The sequence below is a fragment of the Glaciecola sp. SC05 genome, assembly GCF_041380235.1.
Lineage (GTDB): Bacteria > Pseudomonadota > Gammaproteobacteria > Enterobacterales > Alteromonadaceae > Glaciecola.
In genome coordinates, this window is sequence record NZ_JBGIYY010000015.1 from 60,706 (window position 1) to 82,427 (window position 21,722).

At 41.4% G+C, this 21,722-nt stretch carries 24 protein-coding genes; 2 read left to right on the top strand and 22 right to left on the bottom strand.

What is annotated here, in order from left to right:
• Positions 1-173: 173 nt before the first annotated feature.
• The 22 genes from AB9H30_RS14020 to rpmH form a co-directional block, all read right to left on the bottom strand.
• Positions 174-587: a F0F1 ATP synthase subunit epsilon gene (locus AB9H30_RS14020; RefSeq protein WP_371195319.1), complete on the bottom strand. Its 414-nt coding sequence runs from the start codon at positions 585-587 to the stop codon at positions 174-176.
• A gap of 48 nt (positions 588-635) precedes the next feature.
• Positions 636-2,027, bottom strand: coding sequence for a F0F1 ATP synthase subunit beta (gene atpD / locus AB9H30_RS14025; RefSeq protein WP_371195320.1), 1,392 nt, complete (start codon positions 2,025-2,027; stop codon positions 636-638).
• A 63-nt stretch (positions 2,028-2,090) separates the two neighbouring features.
• Positions 2,091-2,951: a F0F1 ATP synthase subunit gamma gene (gene atpG, locus AB9H30_RS14030; RefSeq protein ID WP_371195321.1), complete on the bottom strand. Its 861-nt coding sequence runs from the start codon at positions 2,949-2,951 to the stop codon at positions 2,091-2,093.
• Positions 2,952-3,006: 55 nt separating this feature from the next.
• Positions 3,007-4,548 carry a F0F1 ATP synthase subunit alpha gene (atpA, locus tag AB9H30_RS14035; RefSeq protein ID WP_371195322.1) on the bottom strand — a complete coding sequence of 514 codons (1,542 nt, stop codon included), beginning with the start codon at positions 4,546-4,548 and terminating at the stop codon, positions 3,007-3,009.
• A 13-nt stretch (positions 4,549-4,561) separates the two neighbouring features.
• Entirely contained in the window at positions 4,562-5,095 is a 534-nt protein-coding gene (atpH, locus tag AB9H30_RS14040; protein ID WP_371195323.1) for a F0F1 ATP synthase subunit delta, read from the bottom strand.
• A gap of 11 nt (positions 5,096-5,106) precedes the next feature.
• On the bottom strand, positions 5,107-5,577 hold the full coding sequence (gene atpF / locus AB9H30_RS14045) for a F0F1 ATP synthase subunit B (protein WP_371195324.1): 471 nt from the start codon (positions 5,575-5,577) through the stop codon (positions 5,107-5,109).
• Between the two features lie 43 nt (positions 5,578-5,620).
• On the bottom strand, positions 5,621-5,860 hold the full coding sequence (gene atpE / locus AB9H30_RS14050) for a F0F1 ATP synthase subunit C (RefSeq protein ID WP_040521001.1): 240 nt from the start codon (positions 5,858-5,860) through the stop codon (positions 5,621-5,623).
• Positions 5,861-5,914: 54 nt separating this feature from the next.
• Positions 5,915-6,748 (bottom strand): F0F1 ATP synthase subunit A, encoded by an 834-nt coding sequence (gene atpB / locus AB9H30_RS14055; RefSeq protein ID WP_371195325.1) that lies wholly within the window; start codon positions 6,746-6,748, stop codon positions 5,915-5,917.
• 56 nt (positions 6,749-6,804) lie between these two features.
• Entirely contained in the window at positions 6,805-7,188 is a 384-nt protein-coding gene (locus AB9H30_RS14060; protein ID WP_371195326.1) for an ATP synthase subunit I, read from the bottom strand.
• Positions 7,189-7,391: 203 nt separating this feature from the next.
• Positions 7,392-8,303, bottom strand: coding sequence for a ParB/RepB/Spo0J family partition protein (locus tag AB9H30_RS14065; RefSeq protein ID WP_371195371.1), 912 nt, complete (start codon positions 8,301-8,303; stop codon positions 7,392-7,394).
• Complete coding sequence (locus AB9H30_RS14070; protein WP_371195327.1) at positions 8,300-9,112, bottom strand: ParA family protein; 813 nt, start codon at positions 9,110-9,112, stop codon at positions 8,300-8,302. Before AB9H30_RS14070 ends, AB9H30_RS14065 begins: the two co-directional genes overlap by 4 nt.
• 11 nt (positions 9,113-9,123) lie before the next feature.
• On the bottom strand, positions 9,124-9,762 hold the full coding sequence (rsmG, locus tag AB9H30_RS14075; RefSeq protein ID WP_371195328.1) for a 16S rRNA (guanine(527)-N(7))-methyltransferase RsmG: 639 nt from the start codon (positions 9,760-9,762) through the stop codon (positions 9,124-9,126).
• Positions 9,762-11,663: a tRNA uridine-5-carboxymethylaminomethyl(34) synthesis enzyme MnmG gene (mnmG, locus tag AB9H30_RS14080; RefSeq protein WP_371195329.1), complete on the bottom strand. Its 1,902-nt coding sequence runs from the start codon at positions 11,661-11,663 to the stop codon at positions 9,762-9,764. Before mnmG ends, rsmG begins: the two co-directional genes overlap by 1 nt.
• 535 nt (positions 11,664-12,198) lie before the next feature.
• Positions 12,199-13,029, bottom strand: coding sequence for a DnaA ATPase domain-containing protein (locus AB9H30_RS14085; RefSeq protein ID WP_371195330.1), 831 nt, complete (start codon positions 13,027-13,029; stop codon positions 12,199-12,201).
• Positions 13,029-13,673, bottom strand: coding sequence for a DnaT-like ssDNA-binding domain-containing protein (locus tag AB9H30_RS14090; RefSeq protein WP_371195331.1), 645 nt, complete (start codon positions 13,671-13,673; stop codon positions 13,029-13,031). Before AB9H30_RS14090 ends, AB9H30_RS14085 begins: the two co-directional genes overlap by 1 nt.
• Positions 13,670-14,101: a flavodoxin domain-containing protein gene (locus AB9H30_RS14095; protein ID WP_371195332.1), complete on the bottom strand. Its 432-nt coding sequence runs from the start codon at positions 14,099-14,101 to the stop codon at positions 13,670-13,672. The genes AB9H30_RS14090 and AB9H30_RS14095 overlap by 4 nt, the downstream gene beginning before the upstream one ends.
• Before the next feature lie 49 nt (positions 14,102-14,150).
• Positions 14,151-15,527: a tRNA uridine-5-carboxymethylaminomethyl(34) synthesis GTPase MnmE gene (gene mnmE / locus AB9H30_RS14100; protein WP_371195333.1), complete on the bottom strand. Its 1,377-nt coding sequence runs from the start codon at positions 15,525-15,527 to the stop codon at positions 14,151-14,153.
• 13 nt (positions 15,528-15,540) lie between these two features.
• Positions 15,541-16,023: a YajQ family cyclic di-GMP-binding protein gene (locus tag AB9H30_RS14105; RefSeq protein WP_371195334.1), complete on the bottom strand. Its 483-nt coding sequence runs from the start codon at positions 16,021-16,023 to the stop codon at positions 15,541-15,543.
• Between the two features lie 121 nt (positions 16,024-16,144).
• Positions 16,145-17,839 carry a membrane protein insertase YidC gene (gene yidC, locus AB9H30_RS14110; protein ID WP_371195335.1) on the bottom strand — a complete coding sequence of 565 codons (1,695 nt, stop codon included), beginning with the start codon at positions 17,837-17,839 and terminating at the stop codon, positions 16,145-16,147.
• 21 nt (positions 17,840-17,860) lie between these two features.
• Positions 17,861-18,133, bottom strand: coding sequence for a membrane protein insertion efficiency factor YidD (gene yidD, locus AB9H30_RS14115; protein ID WP_371195336.1), 273 nt, complete (start codon positions 18,131-18,133; stop codon positions 17,861-17,863).
• A complete protein-coding gene (gene rnpA, locus AB9H30_RS14120) occupies positions 18,124-18,483 on the bottom strand; it encodes a ribonuclease P protein component (protein ID WP_371195337.1) in 360 nt (119 codons plus the stop codon). Before rnpA ends, yidD begins: the two co-directional genes overlap by 10 nt.
• A 16-nt stretch (positions 18,484-18,499) precedes the next feature.
• Positions 18,500-18,634, bottom strand: coding sequence for a 50S ribosomal protein L34 (gene rpmH / locus AB9H30_RS14125; RefSeq protein ID WP_371195338.1), 135 nt, complete (start codon positions 18,632-18,634; stop codon positions 18,500-18,502).
• A gap of 519 nt (positions 18,635-19,153) precedes the next feature.
• On the opposite strand from rpmH, the gene dnaA reads away from it, so the two are divergent.
• Together dnaA and dnaN are read left to right on the top strand one after the other, a co-directional pair.
• A complete protein-coding gene (gene dnaA / locus AB9H30_RS14130; protein WP_371195339.1) occupies positions 19,154-20,572 on the top strand; it encodes a chromosomal replication initiator protein DnaA in 1,419 nt (472 codons plus the stop codon).
• Between the two features lie 20 nt (positions 20,573-20,592).
• Positions 20,593-21,720, top strand: coding sequence for a DNA polymerase III subunit beta (dnaN, locus tag AB9H30_RS14135; RefSeq protein ID WP_371195340.1), 1,128 nt, complete (start codon positions 20,593-20,595; stop codon positions 21,718-21,720).
• Positions 21,721-21,722: the final 2 nt, after the last annotated feature.

Here is a 21,722-nt window from a genome sequence, read left to right on the forward strand (position 1 = left end):
TTAGCGCTTCGACAATCTGTCGTTTGTTAATAACATTATAAAGACCGAATCATACCTTCATCTATGCTCTTATAAGGCACCAATAATTGTAACGTCTAATCTATATGGGAAATTTTTAAGAAAAAAAATCCGACAGACGCCGGATTTCTTTATTTGTTATTAAGGTATAGCGCTTATTTACGGATTTTTTTAATCAAACGCAGCTGTGCAATAGCCTCAGCAAGTTCAATAGCCGCTTCTGCGTAATCAAAATCACCGCCAGAATTTGCCATTTTTTCTTCTGCATGCTTTTTCGCTTCAGCGGCTGCAGCTTCATCCAAGTCTTCTGCACGTATCGCGGTATCAGCCAATACAGTAAAGGTACCTGGCTGAACTTCTAATATACCGCCAGCAACATAGATAATTTCTTCGGCTCCATGTTGCTTTACAATACGAACCATACCTGGCTGTATACCTGTGATAAGAGGGGCATGTCCGGGATAAATCCCTAACTCACCTTCTGTACCAGTTACTTGAATGCGTTCTACTAATCCAGAAAATATTTCTGTCTCAGCGCTTACAACATCCAAATGTGCGGTCATTGCCATTTTCGGACTCCTCTATTGCAGCATTACCTGCAATACCTAATTCGATAATTACTTCTTCGCTTTACTTGCTTTTTCAGCAGCTTCTTCAATGGAGCCAACCATATAGAAAGCTTGCTCTGGAAGGTGATCGTACTCGCCTTCGAGAATGCCTTTAAAGCCTGAAATCGTATCTTTTAGGGATACATATTTACCGGGAGACCCAGTGAATACTTCTGCTACGAAGAATGGCTGTGATAAGAAGCGCTGAATCTTGCGAGCGCGAGATACCACCAGTTTATCTTCTTCAGATAGTTCATCCATACCTAGAATGGCAATGATATCTTTCAATTCTTTATAACGCTGTAATACTGACTGAACGCCACGAGCAGCATCATAATGCTCTTGACCAATTACTAATGGGTCAAGTTGACGTGAAGTAGAATCAAGTGGATCAACCGCTGGGTAAATACCGAGCGAAGCAATGTCGCGAGACAATACAACTGTTGCATCTAAGTGAGCAAAGGTAGTAGCCGGAGACGGATCTGTCAAATCATCTGCTGGTACGTATACCGCTTGGATAGACGTGATTGAACCTGTCTTAGTTGAAGTAATACGCTCTTGTAATACACCCATTTCTTCCGCTAGGGTTGGCTGATAGCCTACCGCTGATGGCATACGACCAAGTAGTGCCGATACTTCCGTTCCAGCTAGTGTGTAACGATAGATGTTATCAACAAAAAACAATACGTCACGACCTTCATCACGGAATTTTTCAGCCATGGTTAAACCAGTTAATGCAACGCGCAGTCTGTTTCCTGGTGGTTCGTTCATCTGACCGTAAACAAGGGATACTTTATCTAGTACGTTTGATTCGTTCATTTCGTGGTAGAAATCATTACCTTCACGAGTACGCTCACCAACGCCAGCAAAAACTGAGTAACCACTGTGTTCGATAGCGATGTTACGAATAAGCTCCATCATATTTACGGTTTTGCCTACACCAGCACCACCAAATAAACCCACCTTACCACCCTTCGCGAATGGACAAACTAAGTCGATAACTTTGATACCAGTTTCAAGCAATTCGACAGAACTTGATTGGTCTTCGTAGCTAGGCGCCTCACGGTGAATAGACATACGCTCTTCTTCACCAATTGGGCCTGCTTCATCGATAGGGTTACCCAACACGTCCATAATACGGCCAAGCGTTGCTGTGCCGACCGGAACTTGAATTGGAGCGCCTGTATTTTCTACCATTAGATTGCGACGTAAGCCATCAGTGGTTCCCATTGCGATAGTTCGCACAACGCCGCCACCAAGCTGCTGCTGTACTTCTAACACTAGGCCTACTAAGTCACCTTCGGTCACTTTTAGTGCGTCATATACACGTGGTACGGAATCTTGTGGATACTCAATATCCACAACCGCGCCAATGATTTGGACGACCTTACCTTGACTCATAATTTGTCCTCTTAAACTTAATAATTCTTTACTTAATGGCTCGCACAACGGGGTTTAATCTATTTAAACCGCTGCTGCACCACTTACAATTTCACTAATTTCTTGCGTGATCGCCGCTTGGCGAGCCTTGTTATATATCAGTTGCAAGTCATCGATGAGGTTACCCGCGTTATCGGTTGCTGCTTTCATAGCGACCATTCGCGCAGCTTGTTCAGATGCTACATTTTCTACAACAGCCTGATACACTACAGTTTCAATGTATCTGGCAAGTAAGGCGTCCAGAATTTCATCCGCATCAGGCTCATAAATATAATCCCAACTATGAGCTCTGTTTGCCTCTTCATCTTTAGGAAGTGGAAGCAATTGGTTAATCACTGGCTCTTGAGTCATTGTATTAACAAAGTGATTGTTGACCAGATAGATTTTGTCCAATTCACCGTTTTCATATGCATCAAGCATTACTCGCACGGTACCTATCACTGAACTCAAACTTGGCTTATCACCGAGTCCTGATTCTGCTGCCATAACTTTGCCACCAAATCGAGAGAAAAAACTCACTGCTTTTGCACCTAACGCTGCAAAATAAAGTCCTTTTTCTTGTTTTTGATAATGACGAATGCGCTCACTTACTGCTTTAAATTCATTGGTGTTTAAACCACCACACAGACCACGATCCGTTGATATAACGATAAAACCAACGTTCTTAACCTCGCGCTCTTCTAAGAACGGGTGTTTATAATCTAGGTTACCGTTTGCAATATGCCCAATGACGGTCTTCATACTTTTTGCATACGGGCGACCAGAAGCCATACGTTCCTGCGCTCTTTTCATTTTAGAGGCAGCAACCATCTCCATTGCGCTGGTAATTTTTTGGGTATTTTTAATACTCCCAATTTTACCTTTAATCTCTTTTCCGCTTGCCATAACCTTCTCCGATTACTCTACGACAAGCCCTAATGCATGCATTAGGGCTTCGTGATTACCAGGTTTGAGTTGCCTTGAAAGTATCAAAGGCTTCTTTCAACTGACTTTCAATATCGTCGTTGTAGTTACCGCTTTGGTTGATAGAGTCCATCAGCTCTTTTTTCTCACTTGTCATGTATGAGTGAAGTGCTGATTCAAAATCAAGAACTTTATTAAGCTCAACATCTTGTAAGAAACCCTTTTCAGCCGCAAATAACGATACCGCCATTTCCGCTACTGACAATGGAGCATATTGATTTTGCTTCATTAATTCAGTTACACGTTGACCGTGCTCTAACTGCGCTCGAGTCGCTTCATCGAGGTCAGATGCAAACTGCGAGAATGCGGCTAATTCGCGATACTGAGCCAAAGCTAGACGAATACCGCCACCAAGTTTCTTGATAATTTTGGTTTGTGCAGCACCACCAACCCGAGATACTGAAATACCAGCGTTAACCGCAGGACGAATACCAGCGTTGAACAAATCAGTTTCAAGAAAGATTTGACCATCGGTAATTGAAATTACGTTGGTCGGTACGAATGCAGAAACGTCACCAGCTTGGGTTTCAATAATAGGTAATGCGGTTAATGAGCCGGTTTTACCTTTTACTTCACCATTAGTGTATTTCTCAACGTAATTGGAATTTACGCGAGCGGCGCGCTCTAGTAGGCGTGAGTGCAAATAGAAAACGTCACCAGGGTAGGCTTCACGGCCCGGAGGACGACGTAATAATAGCGACACCTGACGATATGCAACAGCTTGCTTAGACAAATCATCATACACGATAAGTGCATCTTCACCGCGATCACGGAAATATTCACCCATGGTACAGCCTGAGTATGGTGCAAGGTATTGAAGTGCTGCTGATTCAGAGGCAGATGCTGCAACGATAATGGTGTGAGCCATTGCACCGTGTTCTTCTAATTTGCGAACCACGTTAGCAATGGTTGATGCTTTTTGGCCAATCGCGACATATACGCATTTAACGCCTGTGCCCTTTTGGTTGATGATAGCGTCAATGGCTAATGCAGTCTTACCTGTTTGACGGTCACCGATAATCAATTCACGCTGACCACGACCAACAGGAATCATAGCATCTACTGACTTATAACCTGTTTGAACGGGTTGGTCGACGGATTGACGCTCAATTACGCCTGGTGCTATTTTTTCTACCGGCTCAAACAAATCAGCCTCGATAGCGCCTTTGCCGTCAATTGCTTCACCAAGAGTGTTAACAACACGGCCTAGCAGTTGAGGACCAACCGGAACCTCAAGAATACGACCTGAAGATTTTACTTTGTCGCCTTCTTGTAAATCAGTATAAGGACCCATAACAACCGCACCAACCGAATCTCTTTCAAGGTTCAATGCGATGGCATAGCGACCACCTGGTAATTCAATCATTTCGCCCTGCATTACATCTGCAAGACCATTAATACGAATGATACCATCGGTTACACCAACAATGGTGCCTTCGTTTCTGGCTTCACTTACTACTTCAAACTGATCGATACGTTTCTTAATCAGTTCTGCAATCTCTGTAGAATTAAGTTGCATACTTATATTCCCGTTATGCTTGTAACGCGTCGTTAAGACGGTTCAACTGTGAATTTACGGAACCATCTATTACGGTATCACCGGCTTTGATAATCATGCCGGCAATAAGGCTAGGATCCACGCTACAATTAAGCTGTACTTTGCGGTCAAATCGCTTAGCTAAGGCGTCACTCAGTTTGGTTATTTGAGCGTCGCTAAGACTGGCTGCCGATACAACATCAACATTTATTTGTTTTTCATGCTCTACTTTGAGCGTGTTAAACATTTTTGATATCTCTGGCAATAATTTGAGGCGATTATTTTGCGCTAAAATTTTGATAAAGTTTTGCCCATGTTCATCGAGCTGCTCACCACAGACCTTGTTAAATACATCAGTTATTACGTCTGCTGCTATCGCGCCAGATAAGTAATGATGCATACTGTCATTTTTTGACACCTCAGCGGCAAACACTAACATTGCCTGCCAAGCGTCTATGGCCGATTTTGCAATTGCAAAATCGAAAGCGGCAGTGGCGTAGGGGCGAGCAACTGTTGTCAATTCAGACATGGCTCACTCTCCTATAGCTCTGCGACAAGTTTTTCAACAATGTCACTTTGTGCCGCTGCGTCAATTTCACGTCCAAGAATTTGCTGCGCGCCTGATATGGCAAGCAAGCCAACCTGCTTGCGCAAGTCTTCTTTAACTCGATTCTTTTCAGCTTCGACTTCAGCATAACCTTGTGCGATTATTTTCTCGCGTTCGGCATGCCCTCTTTGGGTTTCTTCTTCAACCAATTGATTCGCTCGTTTCTTGGCTAAATCGATAATTTTGCTCGCCTCATCTTTGGCTTCGCGAAGTTTATCTGTAGCGCTTGCTTGAGCTAACTCTAAGTCTTTTGACGCGCGTTCAGACGCAGCAAGACCATCGGCTATTTTTTTCTGTCTTTCTTCAATTGCTGCAATGATTGGCGGCCACACATACTTCATGCAGAACGCAACAAACACTGTAAACGCAATGAGCTGACCTATTAGAGTGGCGTTAAAATTCACGTCCGCTCCTCCTATTGGTTATTCGTTAATCTGAAGAAGCGTGTTAGTAAACACCACCTAAACCAGGAGCAACAACGAATAAGATGTAAAGGGCAATACCAACACCGATCATAGAAATAGCATCGATTAGACCTGCCAATATAAACATTTTAACTTGTAATTGTGGTGCAAGTTCAGGCTGGCGAGCAGAAGATTCTAAAAACTTTCCGCCCATGATTCCGAAACCAATTGCGGTGCCTAGTGCACCCATTCCGATGATTATAGCAACTGCGATGTAGATCATTGTTATCTCCGATTAAGGTTAAATATAAGTAAAAATTAAAGTAAAAAGTACAATCTAGTGGTCTTCACACGCCAAGCTTAAATAAACGATGGTAAGCATCATAAATATAAAGGCTTGCAGAGGAAGTACTAAAATATGGAAAACAGCCCAAGCGAAATGCAGCGGTAACTGCAGGTAACCAATGGTTGCGATTAATATAAAGATTAACTCACTGGCATACAGGTTACCGAACAAACGCAAAGAAAGTGATAAAGGACGCGCTAACAAGGTGACCGTTTCAATTACAAAGTTAAATGGAATAAAAACAGGGTGGTTCAGCGGTTGCATCGTAAGCTCTTTAGTAAATCCTTTTATGCCTTTGATTTTGAGCGAGTAGTAAATAATAAGAATAAACACGCCGATAGAGAGTGCAAAGGTAGTATTAATGTCTGTAGTCGGTACAATTTTCATGTATACGTCTTTGGGGTCCATACCAAAACCATACTGACCAATGAGTCCTGCAATCCATGGGAATAAATCGACTGGGATAAGGTCGGTCAGGTTCATCAGTAACACCCATACAAATATCGTAAGGGCCAATGGAGCGATTAGCTTACTGCTACCATGAAAAGAGCTTTTAACATTGTCATCAACAAATTCAACAATCATTTCTACCAATGCTTGCGTCTTACTGGGTACACCTGTTGTTGCTTTTTTACCGACTCGCCAAAAAAGAAACAAAAAGCTAATCCCAATAAATGCTGACCAACCGATTGTATCGACATGCCAAACCCAAAAACCAGCGTCTTCACAGGCCTTATTAAAGACAATGCCTTCCTCTGTGGAACACATCCGAGCGTTGGTCAAATGGTGATTAATGTATTCTTGCGTTGTTGCGTAAGATGCCATTGTTTAACCTAGTTTGTATAATTTAAAAATCTTTACATATGTTTCGTCAATAATCATTACGACTTTTGGCTGAAACAAAACATGGCCGCCCATTGGCTGACCATTGTTATCACGTATGCACCTAACAAAGGTAACGGGTGCGCATTAAAATGAAAAAACGCAATAACAAATAACAGTACGGTAATAATCAGTTTGAGTTTCATTCCCTGATTAAAACTTTGAGCGACGATATTATTCTTCGTCCCTCCTGCATATCGGAATACCCAATAAGCAAAAATTGTGTGCGGTACTATAAACACTATTACACCAAGAGCGGTCGACACCCATAAACTCGGGTAAACAACGACAGTTAGTATAAGCAAACACAGGCCGATTAAACCTTGGACAATCAAGCCTTTGATAGCGAGTTGTTTACCTGGCAAGGCCAAGTCAGCTTTCATATTTTTTCGTACCTGTAGGCTATGCCCAACAAAAGCGCTCGAAGTATACTTTGAATGCGAAAAAATTCAACTATAAAGGGAAACTATTAAAACTATTTTCATCATTCGTAGACTCAATAATACTAATGGTTAATATCAATTTTTTTCGATGTTTTATATTTAAGCAGATGGAAAAGCTATTTAGCTAAACAAAACTTCAGGGCTTAAATGTCTTGGTCTAATTGAATATGCGTCAAGATCCCTTCGAGTTGTTCAAGGTCCTCAAATGCTATGACTAATTTGCCTTTACCCTTTTGGTTGTGATCTATTTTTACCGAAGCGCCCAATTTTTCAGCTAGGGAGGTTTCCAATCGTTTGACGTCAGGGTCGATCGGCTTGCTGGTATTTGCCACTGTGGATGTTGCTGGCGACTCCTGAGCCTTTTTAACTAATCGCTCAGTTTCTCGAACAGTTAAGCCCTTCTCTGCAACTTGATGAGCAAGCTGTTCTTGCTCAATACCGTCTAATGCAAGTAAAGCCCTAGCATGGCCCATATCAATATCGCCATGCTCCAACAAGGTTTTTACCGAAGATTGTAAACCGTTTAAGCGTAAAATATTCGTAACGGTTGTGCGTGATTTACCTACCGCTTGCGCAACTTGTTGATGAGTAAGGTTAAACTCCACCATTAATCGATCGAGCGCTTGCGCCTCTTCCATTGCATTTAAGTCTTCTCGCTGGATGTTCTCAATCAGTGCAATAGCGACAGCCGCTTCATCAGGAATGGCTTTTACTAGGCAAGGAACGACATCTAACTTAGCAATTTGAGCTGCACGCCAGCGACGCTCACCAGCAATAATTTCATAGTGATTATCATCCAATTTGCGGACTACAATCGGTTGGATGATACCTTGTACGCGAATAGAGGCCGCCAATTCTTCTAAAGCTTGATCAGCCATATCTTTACGAGGCTGATATTTACCTGGCTGCAAAAATTCAATGGGGATCTGCTGTAGCTCATTTTGCACGACAGCGGGGTCAACAGGATTATTTTCATTGTACTTATCGGTGTAGCTTTTACTGGTCGCTAACAGCGCGTCTAAGCCTCTTCCTAAACCTTTACTTTTTGCCATTATGACCTCAATTCATCTTTTGATGCTTGCAGTGCATTTGCGTTAATCTGTTTCTGGCGGCGCAATATTTCACCCGCAAGGGCCAAATAAGCCTTTGCACCAGTAGACGATTTATCATAATACATTGCCGGTGTACCAAAACTAGGCGCCTCCGCTAATCTGACGTTACGCGGTATTACGGTGCGATACACTTGATCACCAAAATGTCTTTTTAACTGCTCACTAACATCATTTGCCAAACGATTCCGAGGATCGTACATCGTACGCAGTACACCCTCAATTTTTAAATTAGGATTAACCACTGACGCTAGCTTTTGAATGGTATCCATTAATGCAGTTAAGCCCTCTAGAGCGTAATATTCACACTGCATGGGCACTAGCACAGAATCAGAAGCGGCGAGGGCATTTACGGTAAGTTGGTTAAGTGACGGCGGGCAATCTATAAAAATATAATCATAATTGTCTTTTATAGTAGCAAGGGCATTGCGAAGTCTAAGTTCACGCGCAAACACTTCCATCAATTTTATTTCTGCAGCAGTAATGTCTGAATTTCCGGCTATTAGATGATATTTGCCGGTAGTTTCAGTAATGATGACTTGTTCCGGCGGTTTTTCTTCTATCAGCAATTCATAGCAGGTATTTTCAACATCATATTTGTCTACACCGCTGCCCATAGTAGCATTACCTTGCGGGTCTAGATCAATTAACAGCACTCGGCGCTTAGTAGCTGCCATTGAGGCCGCGACATTTACCGCAGTGGTAGTTTTACCCACACCGCCTTTTTGATTTGCAATGGAAATGACTCTCGCCAAAATCTGTCCTGCTATTGTTTATGAATACTAACTAAGTGGCGTTCGCCAATTAATGATGGTACGTAAAGCGCGGTTGTTTGTGCCACCGTAAACTGCTTTGGTACTTCGCTCAGTTCATCTTGATGCAGTTGCCCCTTTAAGGCAAGGAATTCTCCATTATTGTCGACTAAATGCTCACACCAATTAAGCATATCGCTCAACGAAGCAAAGGCTCTGCTGATAACCGTGTCAAATAAAGGATCTGACAATAGGTCTTCAACTCTCGATTGAATCGCATTAACGTTGGTAATTTTTAACTCGTAACAAGCTTGTTTAATAAAGCGTATACGTTTACCAAGAGAATCGATTAATGTGAATTGTTTTTCTGGAAATACAATAGCCAGCGGCACACCGGGTAAGCCAGGCCCTGTCCCGACATCAGCAATACGCTGTCCATTAATAAATGGAGCAACTACCAGAGCATCCATAATATGTTTGACAAGCATCTGGTCCGGTTCCCGCACCGAACTAAGATTATAGGCTTTGTTCCACTTATTCATTAGCAGCACGAAACCGATTATGGTGTCTATTTGCTGCTCGGTTACGCACAGTGTTGTCTGCGCGATTAAGTTTACTAACTGCTCTTTGAGCTGTGTTTGTGTGTTATACACTAGGCAGTCTTACGCGCTTGTTTATGCATCATGCTGTGTTTTTTCAAATACACCAGTAATAGCGAAATGGCAGCAGGCGTAATACCTGAAATACGTGAGGCCTTTCCGAGCGTTTCTGGACGTGCTTCACTTAGCTTAGCAACCACTTCATTAGATAAACCGGAAATTTTTGAATAGTCGAAATCTATTGGCAATAGTGCATTTTCATGACGTTGCGATTTTGCGATTTCATCCTGTTGACGACTAATATAGCCAGCATATTTTATTTGAATTTCAACTTGTTCAGCAGCTTTTGGATCGCTTAAGCCCGGTCCTATTGAATCAATACTCATTAGACGTTCATAGGTCATTTCAGGCCTGCGGATAATTTCCTCTAAAGAGTGTTCCTTACTCACCGGTGTTTTGAGCATAGCATTTAATTGCTCGGTAACTGGATGGCTCGGATGAATCCACTGCTGCGCTAATCGTTGTTTTTCTAAGGCAACTTGTTCCATTTTAATTTCAAAAGCAGCCCATCGTTGATCATCGACCAGTCCAATACTCCGCCCAATCTCTGTTAACCGAACATCAGCGTTATCTTCTCTGAGTAGCAAACGATATTCTGCACGACTGGTAAACATACGGTAGGGTTCTTTGGTACCCATAGTGGCTAAATCATCAATCAACACGCCCATATAAGCTTGATCGCGACCCAATTGTAAGCTGTCTTTTTGTTGTACCTGCAGGGCAGCATTTGCCCCAGCAATTAAACCTTGTGCACCAGCCTCTTCATAGCCGGTTGTGCCGTTAATTTGTCCAGCAAAAAATAACCCTTTAATGAATTTAGTCTCTAAGGTTTGTTTGAGGTCGCGAGGATCAAAAAAGTCATATTCAATCGCATAACCGGGACGAATAATATGAGCGTTTTCAAAGCCTTTTATTGACCTAACCAAGGCCATTTGAATATCAAATGGTAAGCTAGTAGAGATACCGTTTGGGTAAACTTCTATGCTATTTAAACCTTCAGGTTCAACAAATATTTGATGCGAATTTTTATCTGCAAAACGTGTTATTTTATCTTCGATAGATGGACAATACCTTGGTCCTACTCCTTCAATAACACCTGTGTACATCGGCGACCGATCTAGACCTGAACGAATGATGTCATGAGTATTTTCATTGGTATGTGTAATATAACAAGGGATCTGCTGAGGATGATCCTCAGTTTTTCCCATAAATGAAAACACCGGTAAAGGTGTATCACCTGCTTGTTTTTCCATGACTGAAAAATCTAAGGTGCGTGCATCGAGTCGGGCAGGTGTGCCGGTTTTCAGTCTATCTACTCTAAACGGCATAGCTCTTAATTTATCGGCAAGCGCGATTGAAGGTGGGTCACCAGCTCTTCCGCCTTTATAATTTTCAAGGCCGATGTGAATCGTTCCCCCTAAAAATGTGCCAACTGTTAAAACTACTGTCTTAGCACGAAACTTCAATCCCATTTGGGTAACAACACCGGTGACCGTGTCATTTTCGATAATTAAATCATCACATGACTGTTGAAATAACGTTAAGTTTTCTTGATTTTCGAGCATATTGCGGACCGCAATACGATACAAGGTCCTGTCTGCTTGTGCACGAGTTGCTCTTACTGCAGGCCCTTTTGACGAGTTAAGAGTGCGAAATTGAATACCCGCTTTGTCGATAGCGTTAGCCATGACGCCACCTAAGGCATCAATTTCTTTGACTAAATGACCTTTACCAATACCGCCAATGGCTGGGTTGCAAGACATTTGACCGAGAGTCTCTACGCTATGCGTTAGCAACAGGGTTGATGCACCCATGCGAGCAGCAGCCATCGCAGCTTCGGTGCCTGCATGCCCACCCCCTATCACAATCACATCAAAATCTTGCTGATAAAACATGTTTTCCACCGTAAACGTCTTGCTAGCTATAAGCCTTTAAAAAAGGGCGCATATTGTATATGAACTTATTCAATTTGAAAATGCTTATTAATTAAGCATTTTTTAATTCTGTGAGGCTGTTTTCGTTTTATAATCTGCAGGTAGCATACAGTAGATTTTAAATCATCAAATCTATATTTTTAAAATTGAATTTACCGATGAATGTGAGCTTTTAAGCCTGGCTAATATATATAAAGATATATACTAGAGATCTTTATTATTACTATTATTAAGGGACGTACTTTCTGTGGAAAAGGTATTTTTAGTTTTAAATATCAGTATGTTAAGTAAATTTTATCCTATGGATAAGTCGCCAATAAGTGTTCAGTAACTTGTAGGTAAATACGCACATTATCCACAGGTCAATATTTCAAAAATTCTATCCAGATCTTATCAGAACGATCTTCACATGGTTGTACAGCTTTTATCCACAGGCAAAATAATGGCATTTTTTTAATCAGAATGGATGAATAGACGAAAAAACAAACAAATTTTATTAAATTTCGTTTGGTCTGTAACCACCGCTTTGCTGATTAGAAGGTTCTGCCTGTCCTTGGTTTATTGCTTCGCGTCGACTCGGTCCTTGGAACCTAACTTTATAGGTTTCATATTCTTTCATTGATTCAAAGCAGTAGCGTCCAAGGGCTTTCTCGAGCTCTGCGAGATTATGATTGGTGATTATTATGCAATTTTTATTATTGGCGGCGCGCTGCCTCAATAGATTGCCTAGCCAGCTTTGTGCGCTCTTTTTTAACACTGTTTCATTTACACAGACTTCATCTAAAATCAGTAAATCAACGTCGTGAAGCTGTTTATTAATTTCTCTAAATTGCTGAGAAGCATTGTCGTCTGCTTGATAATCGTAGGAAAAAAAGCGCATTTCTAATAAGGTTTGTAGTTGACGATAGAGTACCGTAGTTTCAAATTTTTGAATGAGTTGATGTGCAATAGCACCTGCAATATGAGATTTACCACGGCCATAATCACCGTAAAATAACATCATATGTGCATTACTTTTTCGCCACCTAGGATCTTTATGCGCAGCAATAAACGATTCGGCGATGCTAATCGCTTCAATAACATCAGGTGCATCTTTTCTCAAACTATCAAATGTCCAGTGTTTATTGAGCTCTGACTGACCATAGAGGGTCTCGACGCGCTTTTGTTTACTCTGCTGCTGTAGTTTAGTGACTTCAAGATTGGCTAAGGCGTCATACTCTGCGCGCTGTCGTTTATAATCGTAGGGCTGAGCATTCTTATTTAAGGTATCGACGTCTTTACCTAAGGCTCTGCCTATATCGTTCAATCTATCTTGTAAGCTTTTCATTATTTTTCACTGTATTTTTGGACCAATTTTTTGACATTGTCATCAAACTCAATGCCTGCTTTAGGCTCAACCCATTGGTGTCCTACTTTAGATTTGGCGCCTTGCGCGGGCGTTCTGATCCTTCGTTGTTTTAAATGTAACACAAATTTTTGTGTCCATTGATACGGTGTTTGTAGTACTTCTGGTCTTCCTAGCCAATAGGCAATAAATTCACCGAGTTCATCTGCATCAAAATATGCTTCTATGACGCCTACTAACTGGCAAACCTGGGTAAATAATGAAAGATTGGGACGCCAGTTAAGGCTCATTTTTTGATGTTGCTGATGCAGATCCACATCTTCTAGGTCAACATTGATATTACTTAATGGTAACAGTACTGCATGATTGTTTAAGCTACGATTAAAGCTGTAATCGCCTACGATATTAATTAAACCTACCTGATGAAGTTCTTCAAATAATGCACTGATTTCTCTGCCCAACTGTATGCGAGGTTGGTGGCCATTCAAAAGGGCTAATATAAGTTTATTGTTGATGTTGATACCGGTGTTACTTGCGTCAGCCAATGGACGCAGATACAAACAATACAACACGCGTGCTTCGTTAGATAGGGGCTGAGAAAGTGCGTTAATTTCAAGACTATTCACAGGACGGTAAGTACCTTATCTAAATATACTAATGCTTCATCTTCTGGCACGGGATGATGCAAAACATCAATATGAATAGGTGGATGTATTAGATTTGCGCCAACTTGAGTAAAGGTCTCCTCCATGGTTATAGCACCCTGGCAGAATGTGTCGTAGCTACTATCACCTAAGCCAATAACCATAAATTTTGTGTGGGGCAATATTTGTTTAGATAGTTCTTGTTGGAAGGTTTGAATATTATCAGGAAGATCACCGGCGCCGTGCGTGGAAGTGACAATAATAATGATATTTTCAAAATTAATATTAGTTAGTTCTGGTTGAAAGTGCACTATTGCTTCGTAGTTTTTTGCCTTTAATTTTTCTTCAACGGCTTCTGCAACATACTCACTTGCGCCTAAAACCGAACCAACAATAATTTCAAATTTCACAATAGTGTCCTATGTTTTGTTTACTAAAACGCAAAAACTTTACGGCGGCTCATTTACCAATGCAAAATGAGGAAAATATTTTACCGAGTAAGTCGTCAGAGGTAAATTCTCCGGTAATTTCATTTAAGTATTGCTGTGCTATTCGCAGCTCTTCTGCTAACAGCTCACCTGCCATATAACCCTCAAGCTGAGCTTTTCCTTGTTGTATATGTTCGTCTGCTGCTAATAGTGCAGTAATATGACGCTGTCGGGCAATAATCTGATCTTCGCCTGCTTGGTCAAATCCCATACATGCTTTTAGATGCGCTTTTAATGCTTCTATGCCCTGATGTTCTTTTGCTGATATGCGCAAAACCGGATACGTTTGTGTTTCGTCTAGGCCGGCTATCTCTTTTGTTAAGTCACATTTATTACGAATAATGGTTAAACCAATATCGCTGGGAAGTTGTGCAAAAAACTCTGGCCAGATGAGTTCGGGCTGATCAGCTGATTCAGATTGTGCATCGATCATAAAGAGTATTCGGTCAGCTCGATGTATTTCTTGCCATGCTCTTTCAATACCTATCTTTTCAACGGCATCGACACTTTCTCTTAGGCCTGCAGTATCAATAATATGGAGGGGCATGCCATCAATGTGGATATGCTCTTTAAGTACATCCCGAGTAGTGCCAGCAATATCGGTAACGATAGCCGAGTCTCTTCCAGAAAGCGCATTCATTAAACTCGATTTACCGGCATTGGGTCTGCCAACGATGACTACATGCATGCCGTCTCGAAGTAATGAGCCTTGTTTTGCTTGCTGTTTGACTTTTTCAAGTTGAGTGACAATCTCATGTAGGTAGCTTTGGACTTTACCATCGGCGAGAAAATCAATTTCTTCTTCAGGAAAATCAATAGCGGCTTCTACATACATGCGTAAGTGGATAACTTCATCTACGAGTGTGCGGATATACTTAGAAAATTCTCCCTGCAGGCTTTTGACCGCGCTTTTTGCCGCTTGTACAGAAGAAGCGTTAATTAAATCGGCGATTGCTTCAGCTTGAGTTAGATCCATCTTATCATTCAAGAATGCCTGTTCACTAAATTCACCAGGCTTAGCAAGACGAGCTAAACCCGTATTAAGACACGCTTCTAGCAACAATTGCATAACGACTTGGCCACCGTGACCCTGAAGTTCTAGAACGTCCTCTCCTGTAAAAGAGTGTGGGTTATTAAAAAATAGTGCAATACCCTCGTCGATGACTTTTTTGTCAGTGTCATTAAATGGCTGATATACGGCTTGGCGAGGTGCAGGGCATTTGCCCAAAATAATGGTTGCTATTTGTTTGGTATTTGGTCCAGATACGCGAATAATGCCAACACTGCCACGACCAGGTGAAGTGGCTTGTGCAACAATAGTGTCAGTATGTAAGGCAAAGTCAGTCATTAAATAAGCTTAATTAGTCTCGAAAGTTAGTAAATTGAATAGGCAGAGGCAAATCTTCAGCTTTTAGTAGGGCCATGGCAGCCTGCAAATCATCTCTTTTTTTACCGGTAACCCGCAATTGATCACCTTGTATAGATGCTTGGACTTTGATTTTTTTATCTTTGATCAGTTTAACCATACGTTTGCCAAGTTCTTGGTCGATACCCTGTTTAAAATCAATGACTTGACGATATGTTTTACCAGAATGTTCATATGGATTTACTTTCATTGCACGAGTATCAACGTTTCGTTTCGAACAACTGGTTCGTAATATGTCTTGGAGCTGTTGAAGTTGAAAGTCGCCTTCGGCAGACATGATCACCGTTTCGTTTTTATATTCTAATGAGGCATCTACGCCACGAAAATCAAAACGGGTTGATAATTCCCTGCTGGCATTTTCCACAGCATGTTTTACATCGACGCTATTGAGTTCAGAAACAATATCAAATGAAGGCATAATTAAACTTCCTTAAGTTGCTGCTTTAATAAATGTTAGCGGTGTGTTCACCACTTGGATATTATAAACGCAATAGGCACAAAAAAGCCCGCAAAAGCGGGCCATTTAAATAGTAATGCTGTTATGACTTTGCGCTGATACCGCGTTTTTCCATAGATGCATATATTATCTTTGCTTGAACCAAGGTAACCAAGTTGCTGATTAACCAATACAGAACTAGTCCTGCTGGGAAAAAGAAGAAGAATATAGACATTGCGACAGGCATATACTGCAAGAGTTTTTGCTGTAGCGGATCTTGAATCGTCATAGGTTGTAACTTTTGCAGTAGGAACATACTGGCGCCAGTTAATATTGGCAATACAAAGAATGGGTCGGGTACCGATAAATCAGTGATCCACAAGAAAAACTCTGCATGGCGTAATTCAACGCTTTCAAGCAATACCCAGTAAAGGGCTAAGAATATCGGCATTTGTAAAAGAAGCGGGAAACAACCGCCCATTGGGTTGACCTTTTCTTTCTTGTACATTTCCATCATGGCTTGAGACATTTTTTGACGATCATCGCCATAGCGGTCTTTTAATTGTGCCATTTTAGGCGCTAAGTTGCGCATTTTTGCCATTGACTCGTATTGTTTCTTGGTAAGCCAATACATTGCACCTTTTACAACCAGAGTAATGATGATGATGGCTAAACCCCAGTTGATTACATATGATTGGATAAGCTTAAGCAGTTCAAACAGTGGTTGAGCAATCCACCACAATATTCCATAGTCAACAGTCAAATCGAGTCCACGGGCAAGTTGCGCTAACACTTCTTGATCTTTTGGACCTACATAAAGCTGTGATGAGACAGCGCCAGTCTCGCCGCTGTTAATTACAATGCTTTGACCGGTATATCCAATGATTGCAGTATTTTGTACGATGCGAGAATAAAGCGTATTGGTCTCTTCTTGTGGAGGTACCCATGCAGAGACAAAGTAATGTTCGAGCATACCAGTCCAGCCACCAACTGTTGCGATACGCAGGCTTTCATCTTCAATATCACCGAATGGGAGTTTGTCATAAACATCGTCTTGGGTGCCAAAAGCGGCGCCCCTAAAAGTAGGCATAAACATTGAACCACCGCTCTGTTCATTAAGCGTTTGCTTAAGCTGAGCAAATTGCTGCATCTGAACGGTATTTGCGGTGTTGTTCTGGATATTGTAGTCGACACCTATAGTGTGGCTGTTGCTAGAAAAAACAAAGGTTTTTGTTACGCTTAAACCTTCAGCAGATTGCCAGGTTAGAGGTATGCTCAACTGTTGCTGGCCGCTCATTACAAATTCGCTGCTGGTTGCATTAAATTTTGGTCTGCCGCCCGATCCGTCAGGACCATCTTGTCCGATCAGACCGCTCTGCGCGATATATAAGGTTGCATCCTGTGGGCTTAGCATTTGGTAAGAATCATCGGCACCTTGAGTAACAGGAAACTGGATCAAATCAACTTGTACTACATCGCCACCAACCAAATCGATAGTGACATGAAAAGTGTCGGTTATTACATCAATGTAGCGACTGGTATTGGTGTCAGCAACTAATGGGGCAGGTGCGCTGTTGTTTTCAAGGTCTGTGGGAATATCAAGAGAAGACGAGGCATCTGCTACGATATTGTTTACAGAAGGGATACCTGCATTCGCTTGCGCATCGAGTGTTTGGGTGGTGCTCGGCGCGGCTTCAGTTGGCACAGTTTGTGGCGCGTTTGCATCTTGGTATTCTATCCAAAGTAAAAAGCTTACAAGTAATAAACCAATAATCAGGATACTTCTTTGCGATTCCATAAATCTCTCATTTATACAATATTAGTCTTTTTGTCTACGTTCAGGGACATGGTCGATGCCGCCTGGGTGCATTGGGTGACACTTACTGATGCGTTTTACTGCGAGTAAACTTCCTTTTGCCAGACCGTGGGTTTTCAAAGCTTGGTGAGCATAACACGAACAACTGGGATAAAACCTGCAATTTTGACCTAGAAATGGCGATATAAGTAACTGATAAGCGCGAATAATCCAAATTAGCGGCAACGTTAATATCGGTGTGGATTGCTTGCTGGATTCAGACGTGTTTATTGACATCTTTTTACCAACCGGCCCCAGAGTTTGTGCAGTTGCTCATGAATACTTGCATTGTCTAGTTGCCCTATACCCTGTTTTGCGACGACTATAATATCAACATTTGGTAACTGGTGCGCATATAATCGGAAGCTTTCGCGTATACAGCGTTTGATTCTATTTCTGTGCACCGCCAATTTCACTTTCTTTTTGGGAACAGTAATTCCTAAACGTGGGCTTGATGCCTCGTTAAATCTAGCAAGGATAGTAAGAGTGGGGGATACTGCAGGAATCGCTTTTTCGAAAACGAAAGTAAACTGCCGAGGAGTCAAGAGTCTTGACTCCCTCGGGAAACATTTAAGCTGCTCGCTCACGGGAGTGAGTGAACTGTTATGCTGATAAACGTTTTCTGCCTTTCGCTCTGCGGTTTGCTATTACTTTGCGACCATTTTTAGTGGCCATGCGAGCACGGAAACCGTGAGAACGCTTACGCTTTATATTACTTGGTTGAAAAGTTCTTTTCATGACCGTTTCTCATATCATTGTTTAGGGGGTATTCAGCATATCATTTTGTTAAAGTTTAAATGACGCGACCACCGGTATTTATCGGACGCGGAATACTAGTGATCTACGCATGTAAAGTCAAGGCTTAAGCGCCAAAAATAATGTGTTTTTATGCTGTTCAGGTTTTTTCGATGTGATCATTCATTTGCCTTTGGATGTTTTGGTATATCCACAGGCGCATCTAAAGTTAGTGATTTATCCACAAAGGGAATCGCAAGTAGGACGAAATAGAGCATTTTAATTTAATTATTGGTACAAAAAGTGCAGATATAATCTGATTGAAAATCAGATTATATGAAACAAAGTTACTATAACAAATTATAATATGCTTAAAATACAGTGTGTTAATATAATTATGGATACATAGAGGGCATTATAGAGGCTTTAGTTGATATTGGTTGTGGATAAAAACTAGTATTTGCCTTATATTTGCCGGCTACGTTTAGATTTATGTCTCATAATGGAAGCACGGAGTGTATTTTGGCTGTTAGCTGGGAAAAATGTTTAAGCGTGTTAAAGCACGAAATATCTAGTGAGCAGTTTAATACTTGGTTAAAACCCCTAAAGTCTCACTTCGATGGTGAGAGTCTACATTTATTTGCTGCGAATAAATTCGTATTGTCTTGGGTAAAAGATGAATATTATGTATTAATTGTAGAAACACTTACACAAATTTATGGGGCAGATGCGCCACCACTGGTTCTCGAACTGCTGGTAAAGCAGCCTGAATTACTCGAAAAGTGTACAGAGCTTCCTACATATAATCAAAACCCTGGTAATTCGCCGGCCTTATCAATACATGATTTCAGCGCTAAAGAGTTGCTTTCGCGCAACAGTAAAGCATCGTCAACGATGCCTTTGCCTAAACTGAATCAGCACAAAAGTAATGTGAAACCAGAGTATACCTTCGAAAATTTTGTAGAGGGTAAATCGAACCAATTGGCTCGGGCTGCAGCAGTGCAGGTTGCAGAAAATCCCGGTCATTCGTATAACCCATTATTTTTATACGGCGGTACTGGTCTTGGCAAAACCCACCTAATTCATGCGGTTGGAAACGGTATCGTTGCGAATAAGCCGAACGCGAAAATTGTATATATGCATTCGGAGCGGTTTGTACAAGATATGGTTAAAGCACTTCAGAACAATGCGATTGAAGATTTCAAGCGCTTTTATCGTTCGGTTGATGCCTTGCTGATTGACGATATTCAATTCTTTGCCAAAAAGGACCGCTCTCAGGAAGAGTTCTTTCATACTTTCAATGCTCTATTAGAGGGTAATCAACAGATTATATTGACCTCAGACCGGTATCCAAAAGAAATTGATGGCGTTGAAGATAGGTTAAAGTCTCGCTTTGGCTGGGGTCTGACGGTTGTGATTGAGCCGCCTGAGTTAGAAACACGCGTTGCAATTCTGATGAGAAAAGCTCATGAGAATAAAATTGACCTGCCCAACGAGGTCGCATTTTTCATCGCTAAAAGGCTGCGGTCCAATGTTAGGGAACTAGAAGGTGCGCTCAATCGTGTAATTGCTAACGCAAATTTTACTGGCAGACCAATTACTATTGATTTTGTTAGAGATGCTTTGCGAGATTTACTTGCCTTGCAAGATAAGTTAGTTACTATTGATAACATTATAAAAACAGTTGCTGATTATTATAAAATAAAAGTTTCAGATATACTGTCAAAAAGAAGAACAAGAAGTGTTGCTCGGCCTCGACAAATCGCCATGGCGCTTTCTAAAGAACTGACTAATCAAAGCTTGCCTGAGATTGGTAATGCATTTGGTGGGAAGGATCACACCACGGTGTTGCATGCAGTCAGAAAAGTCACACAGTTGAGAGCTGAAAATCACGACGTTAAGGAAGACTATAAGAACTTGATCCGAACGTTATCGTCTTAGCATCTAATTGAGAATAAAAAATGAATTTTACGATCAGCCGCGAAAGTTTTCTACAGCCCTTACAGTTAGTTTCTGGTGCGGTCGAGCGCCGTCATACATTGCCAATATTGGCGAATTTACTCTTAAAGGTAAATGAAGGTTCACTGTGGATGACAGGCACCGACTTGGAAGTCGAGCTTATTGCAAATGTTCCTTTAACGGGTGAACATTCAGATGGTCAAATTACAGTGCCTGCCAAAAAAGTATTGGATATTGTGAGAGGCTTACCAGATGACGTTAGCATTAGTTTTGAGGTTACGGAAAACAAGGCGGTACTGAAGTCTGGTCGCGCTCGCTATTCACTTTCGACATTGTCAGCAGACGACTACCCGAATTTGGAGGATTGGGAAGGTGAAAGTGAATTTGAAATTAGTCAGCATACTTTAAAGCATCTCATTGATTCAGTTCAGTTTTCTATGGCTCAGCAAGATGTTCGCTACTATTTAAACGGAATGAGTTTGGAGACCAGTGAAAATGAAATTCGTACCGTTGCAACAGATGGCCATCGTTTGGCGATGGCGGTACATGATTACTCTGGTGGTCAATTACCGGTTAAACAGGTAATCATTCCACGCAAAGGTGTGATGGAGATTTCACGTTTAATAGATGAATCTGATGCTAATATTAAAGTACAAATAGGCTCCAACCACATTCGTATCTTCAGCACATCTTATATTTTTACGAGCAAGTTAGTTGATGGACGCTTCCCTGATTACAATAGGGTTGTACCGAAAAATACTGACAAGGGCTTAGTGGTTAACCGAGAGGCAATAAAGAGTGCGTTTTCTCGAGCGATGATCTTAACCAACGAAAAATTTAAAGGCGTGAGACTGAATCTTGATCCTGGTGAATTAAAAATAACGGCGACTAATCCTGAACAAGAGCAAGCAGAAGAAATAATAGAGGTCGATTACAACGCTGAGTCTCTAGAAATCGGTTTTAATGTGGCGTATTTAATTGATGCACTTAATGCCATTGATTCACAGTCGGTTATCTTTAAGCTGTCCGATTCAAATGCAAGTGCGCTTGTTCATGGTATGAAGACAGAAAATGATCAATTGGTAGAAGATGAGTCGTCACAATATGTCATCATGCCAATGAGACTCTAGTT

Excerpts from the sequence above, each read along its gene's own strand:
- AB9H30_RS14020 (WP_371195319.1), bottom strand. The coding sequence starts at position 587 with ATGGCAATGACCGCACATTTGGATGTTGTAAGCGCTGAGACAGAAATA.
- atpD (WP_371195320.1), bottom strand. The coding sequence starts at position 2,027 with ATGAGTCAAGGTAAGGTCGTCCAAATCATTGGCGCGGTTGTGGATATT.
- atpG (WP_371195321.1), bottom strand. The coding sequence starts at position 2,951 with ATGGCAAGCGGAAAAGAGATTAAAGGTAAAATTGGGAGTATTAAAAAT.
- atpA (WP_371195322.1), bottom strand. The coding sequence starts at position 4,548 with ATGCAACTTAATTCTACAGAGATTGCAGAACTGATTAAGAAACGTATC.
- atpH (WP_371195323.1), bottom strand. The coding sequence starts at position 5,095 with ATGTCTGAATTGACAACAGTTGCTCGCCCCTACGCCACTGCCGCTTTC.
- atpE (WP_040521001.1), bottom strand. The coding sequence starts at position 5,860 with ATGATCTACATCGCAGTTGCTATAATCATCGGAATGGGTGCACTAGGC.
- atpB (WP_371195325.1), bottom strand. The coding sequence starts at position 6,748 with ATGGCATCTTACGCAACAACGCAAGAATACATTAATCACCATTTGACC.
- AB9H30_RS14060 (WP_371195326.1), bottom strand. The coding sequence starts at position 7,188 with ATGAAAGCTGACTTGGCCTTGCCAGGTAAACAACTCGCTATCAAAGGC.
- mnmG (WP_371195329.1), bottom strand. The coding sequence starts at position 11,663 with ATGTTTTATCAGCAAGATTTTGATGTGATTGTGATAGGGGGTGGGCAT.
- AB9H30_RS14085 (WP_371195330.1), bottom strand. The coding sequence starts at position 13,029 with ATGAAAAGCTTACAAGATAGATTGAACGATATAGGCAGAGCCTTAGGT.
- mnmE (WP_371195333.1), bottom strand. The coding sequence starts at position 15,527 with ATGACTGACTTTGCCTTACATACTGACACTATTGTTGCACAAGCCACT.
- AB9H30_RS14105 (WP_371195334.1), bottom strand. The coding sequence starts at position 16,023 with ATGCCTTCATTTGATATTGTTTCTGAACTCAATAGCGTCGATGTAAAA.
- yidC (WP_371195335.1), bottom strand. The coding sequence starts at position 17,839 with ATGGAATCGCAAAGAAGTATCCTGATTATTGGTTTATTACTTGTAAGC.
- yidD (WP_371195336.1), bottom strand. The coding sequence starts at position 18,133 with ATGTCAATAAACACGTCTGAATCCAGCAAGCAATCCACACCGATATTA.
- rpmH (WP_371195338.1), bottom strand. The coding sequence starts at position 18,634 with ATGAAAAGAACTTTTCAACCAAGTAATATAAAGCGTAAGCGTTCTCAC.
- dnaN (WP_371195340.1), top strand. The coding sequence starts at position 20,593 with ATGAATTTTACGATCAGCCGCGAAAGTTTTCTACAGCCCTTACAGTTA.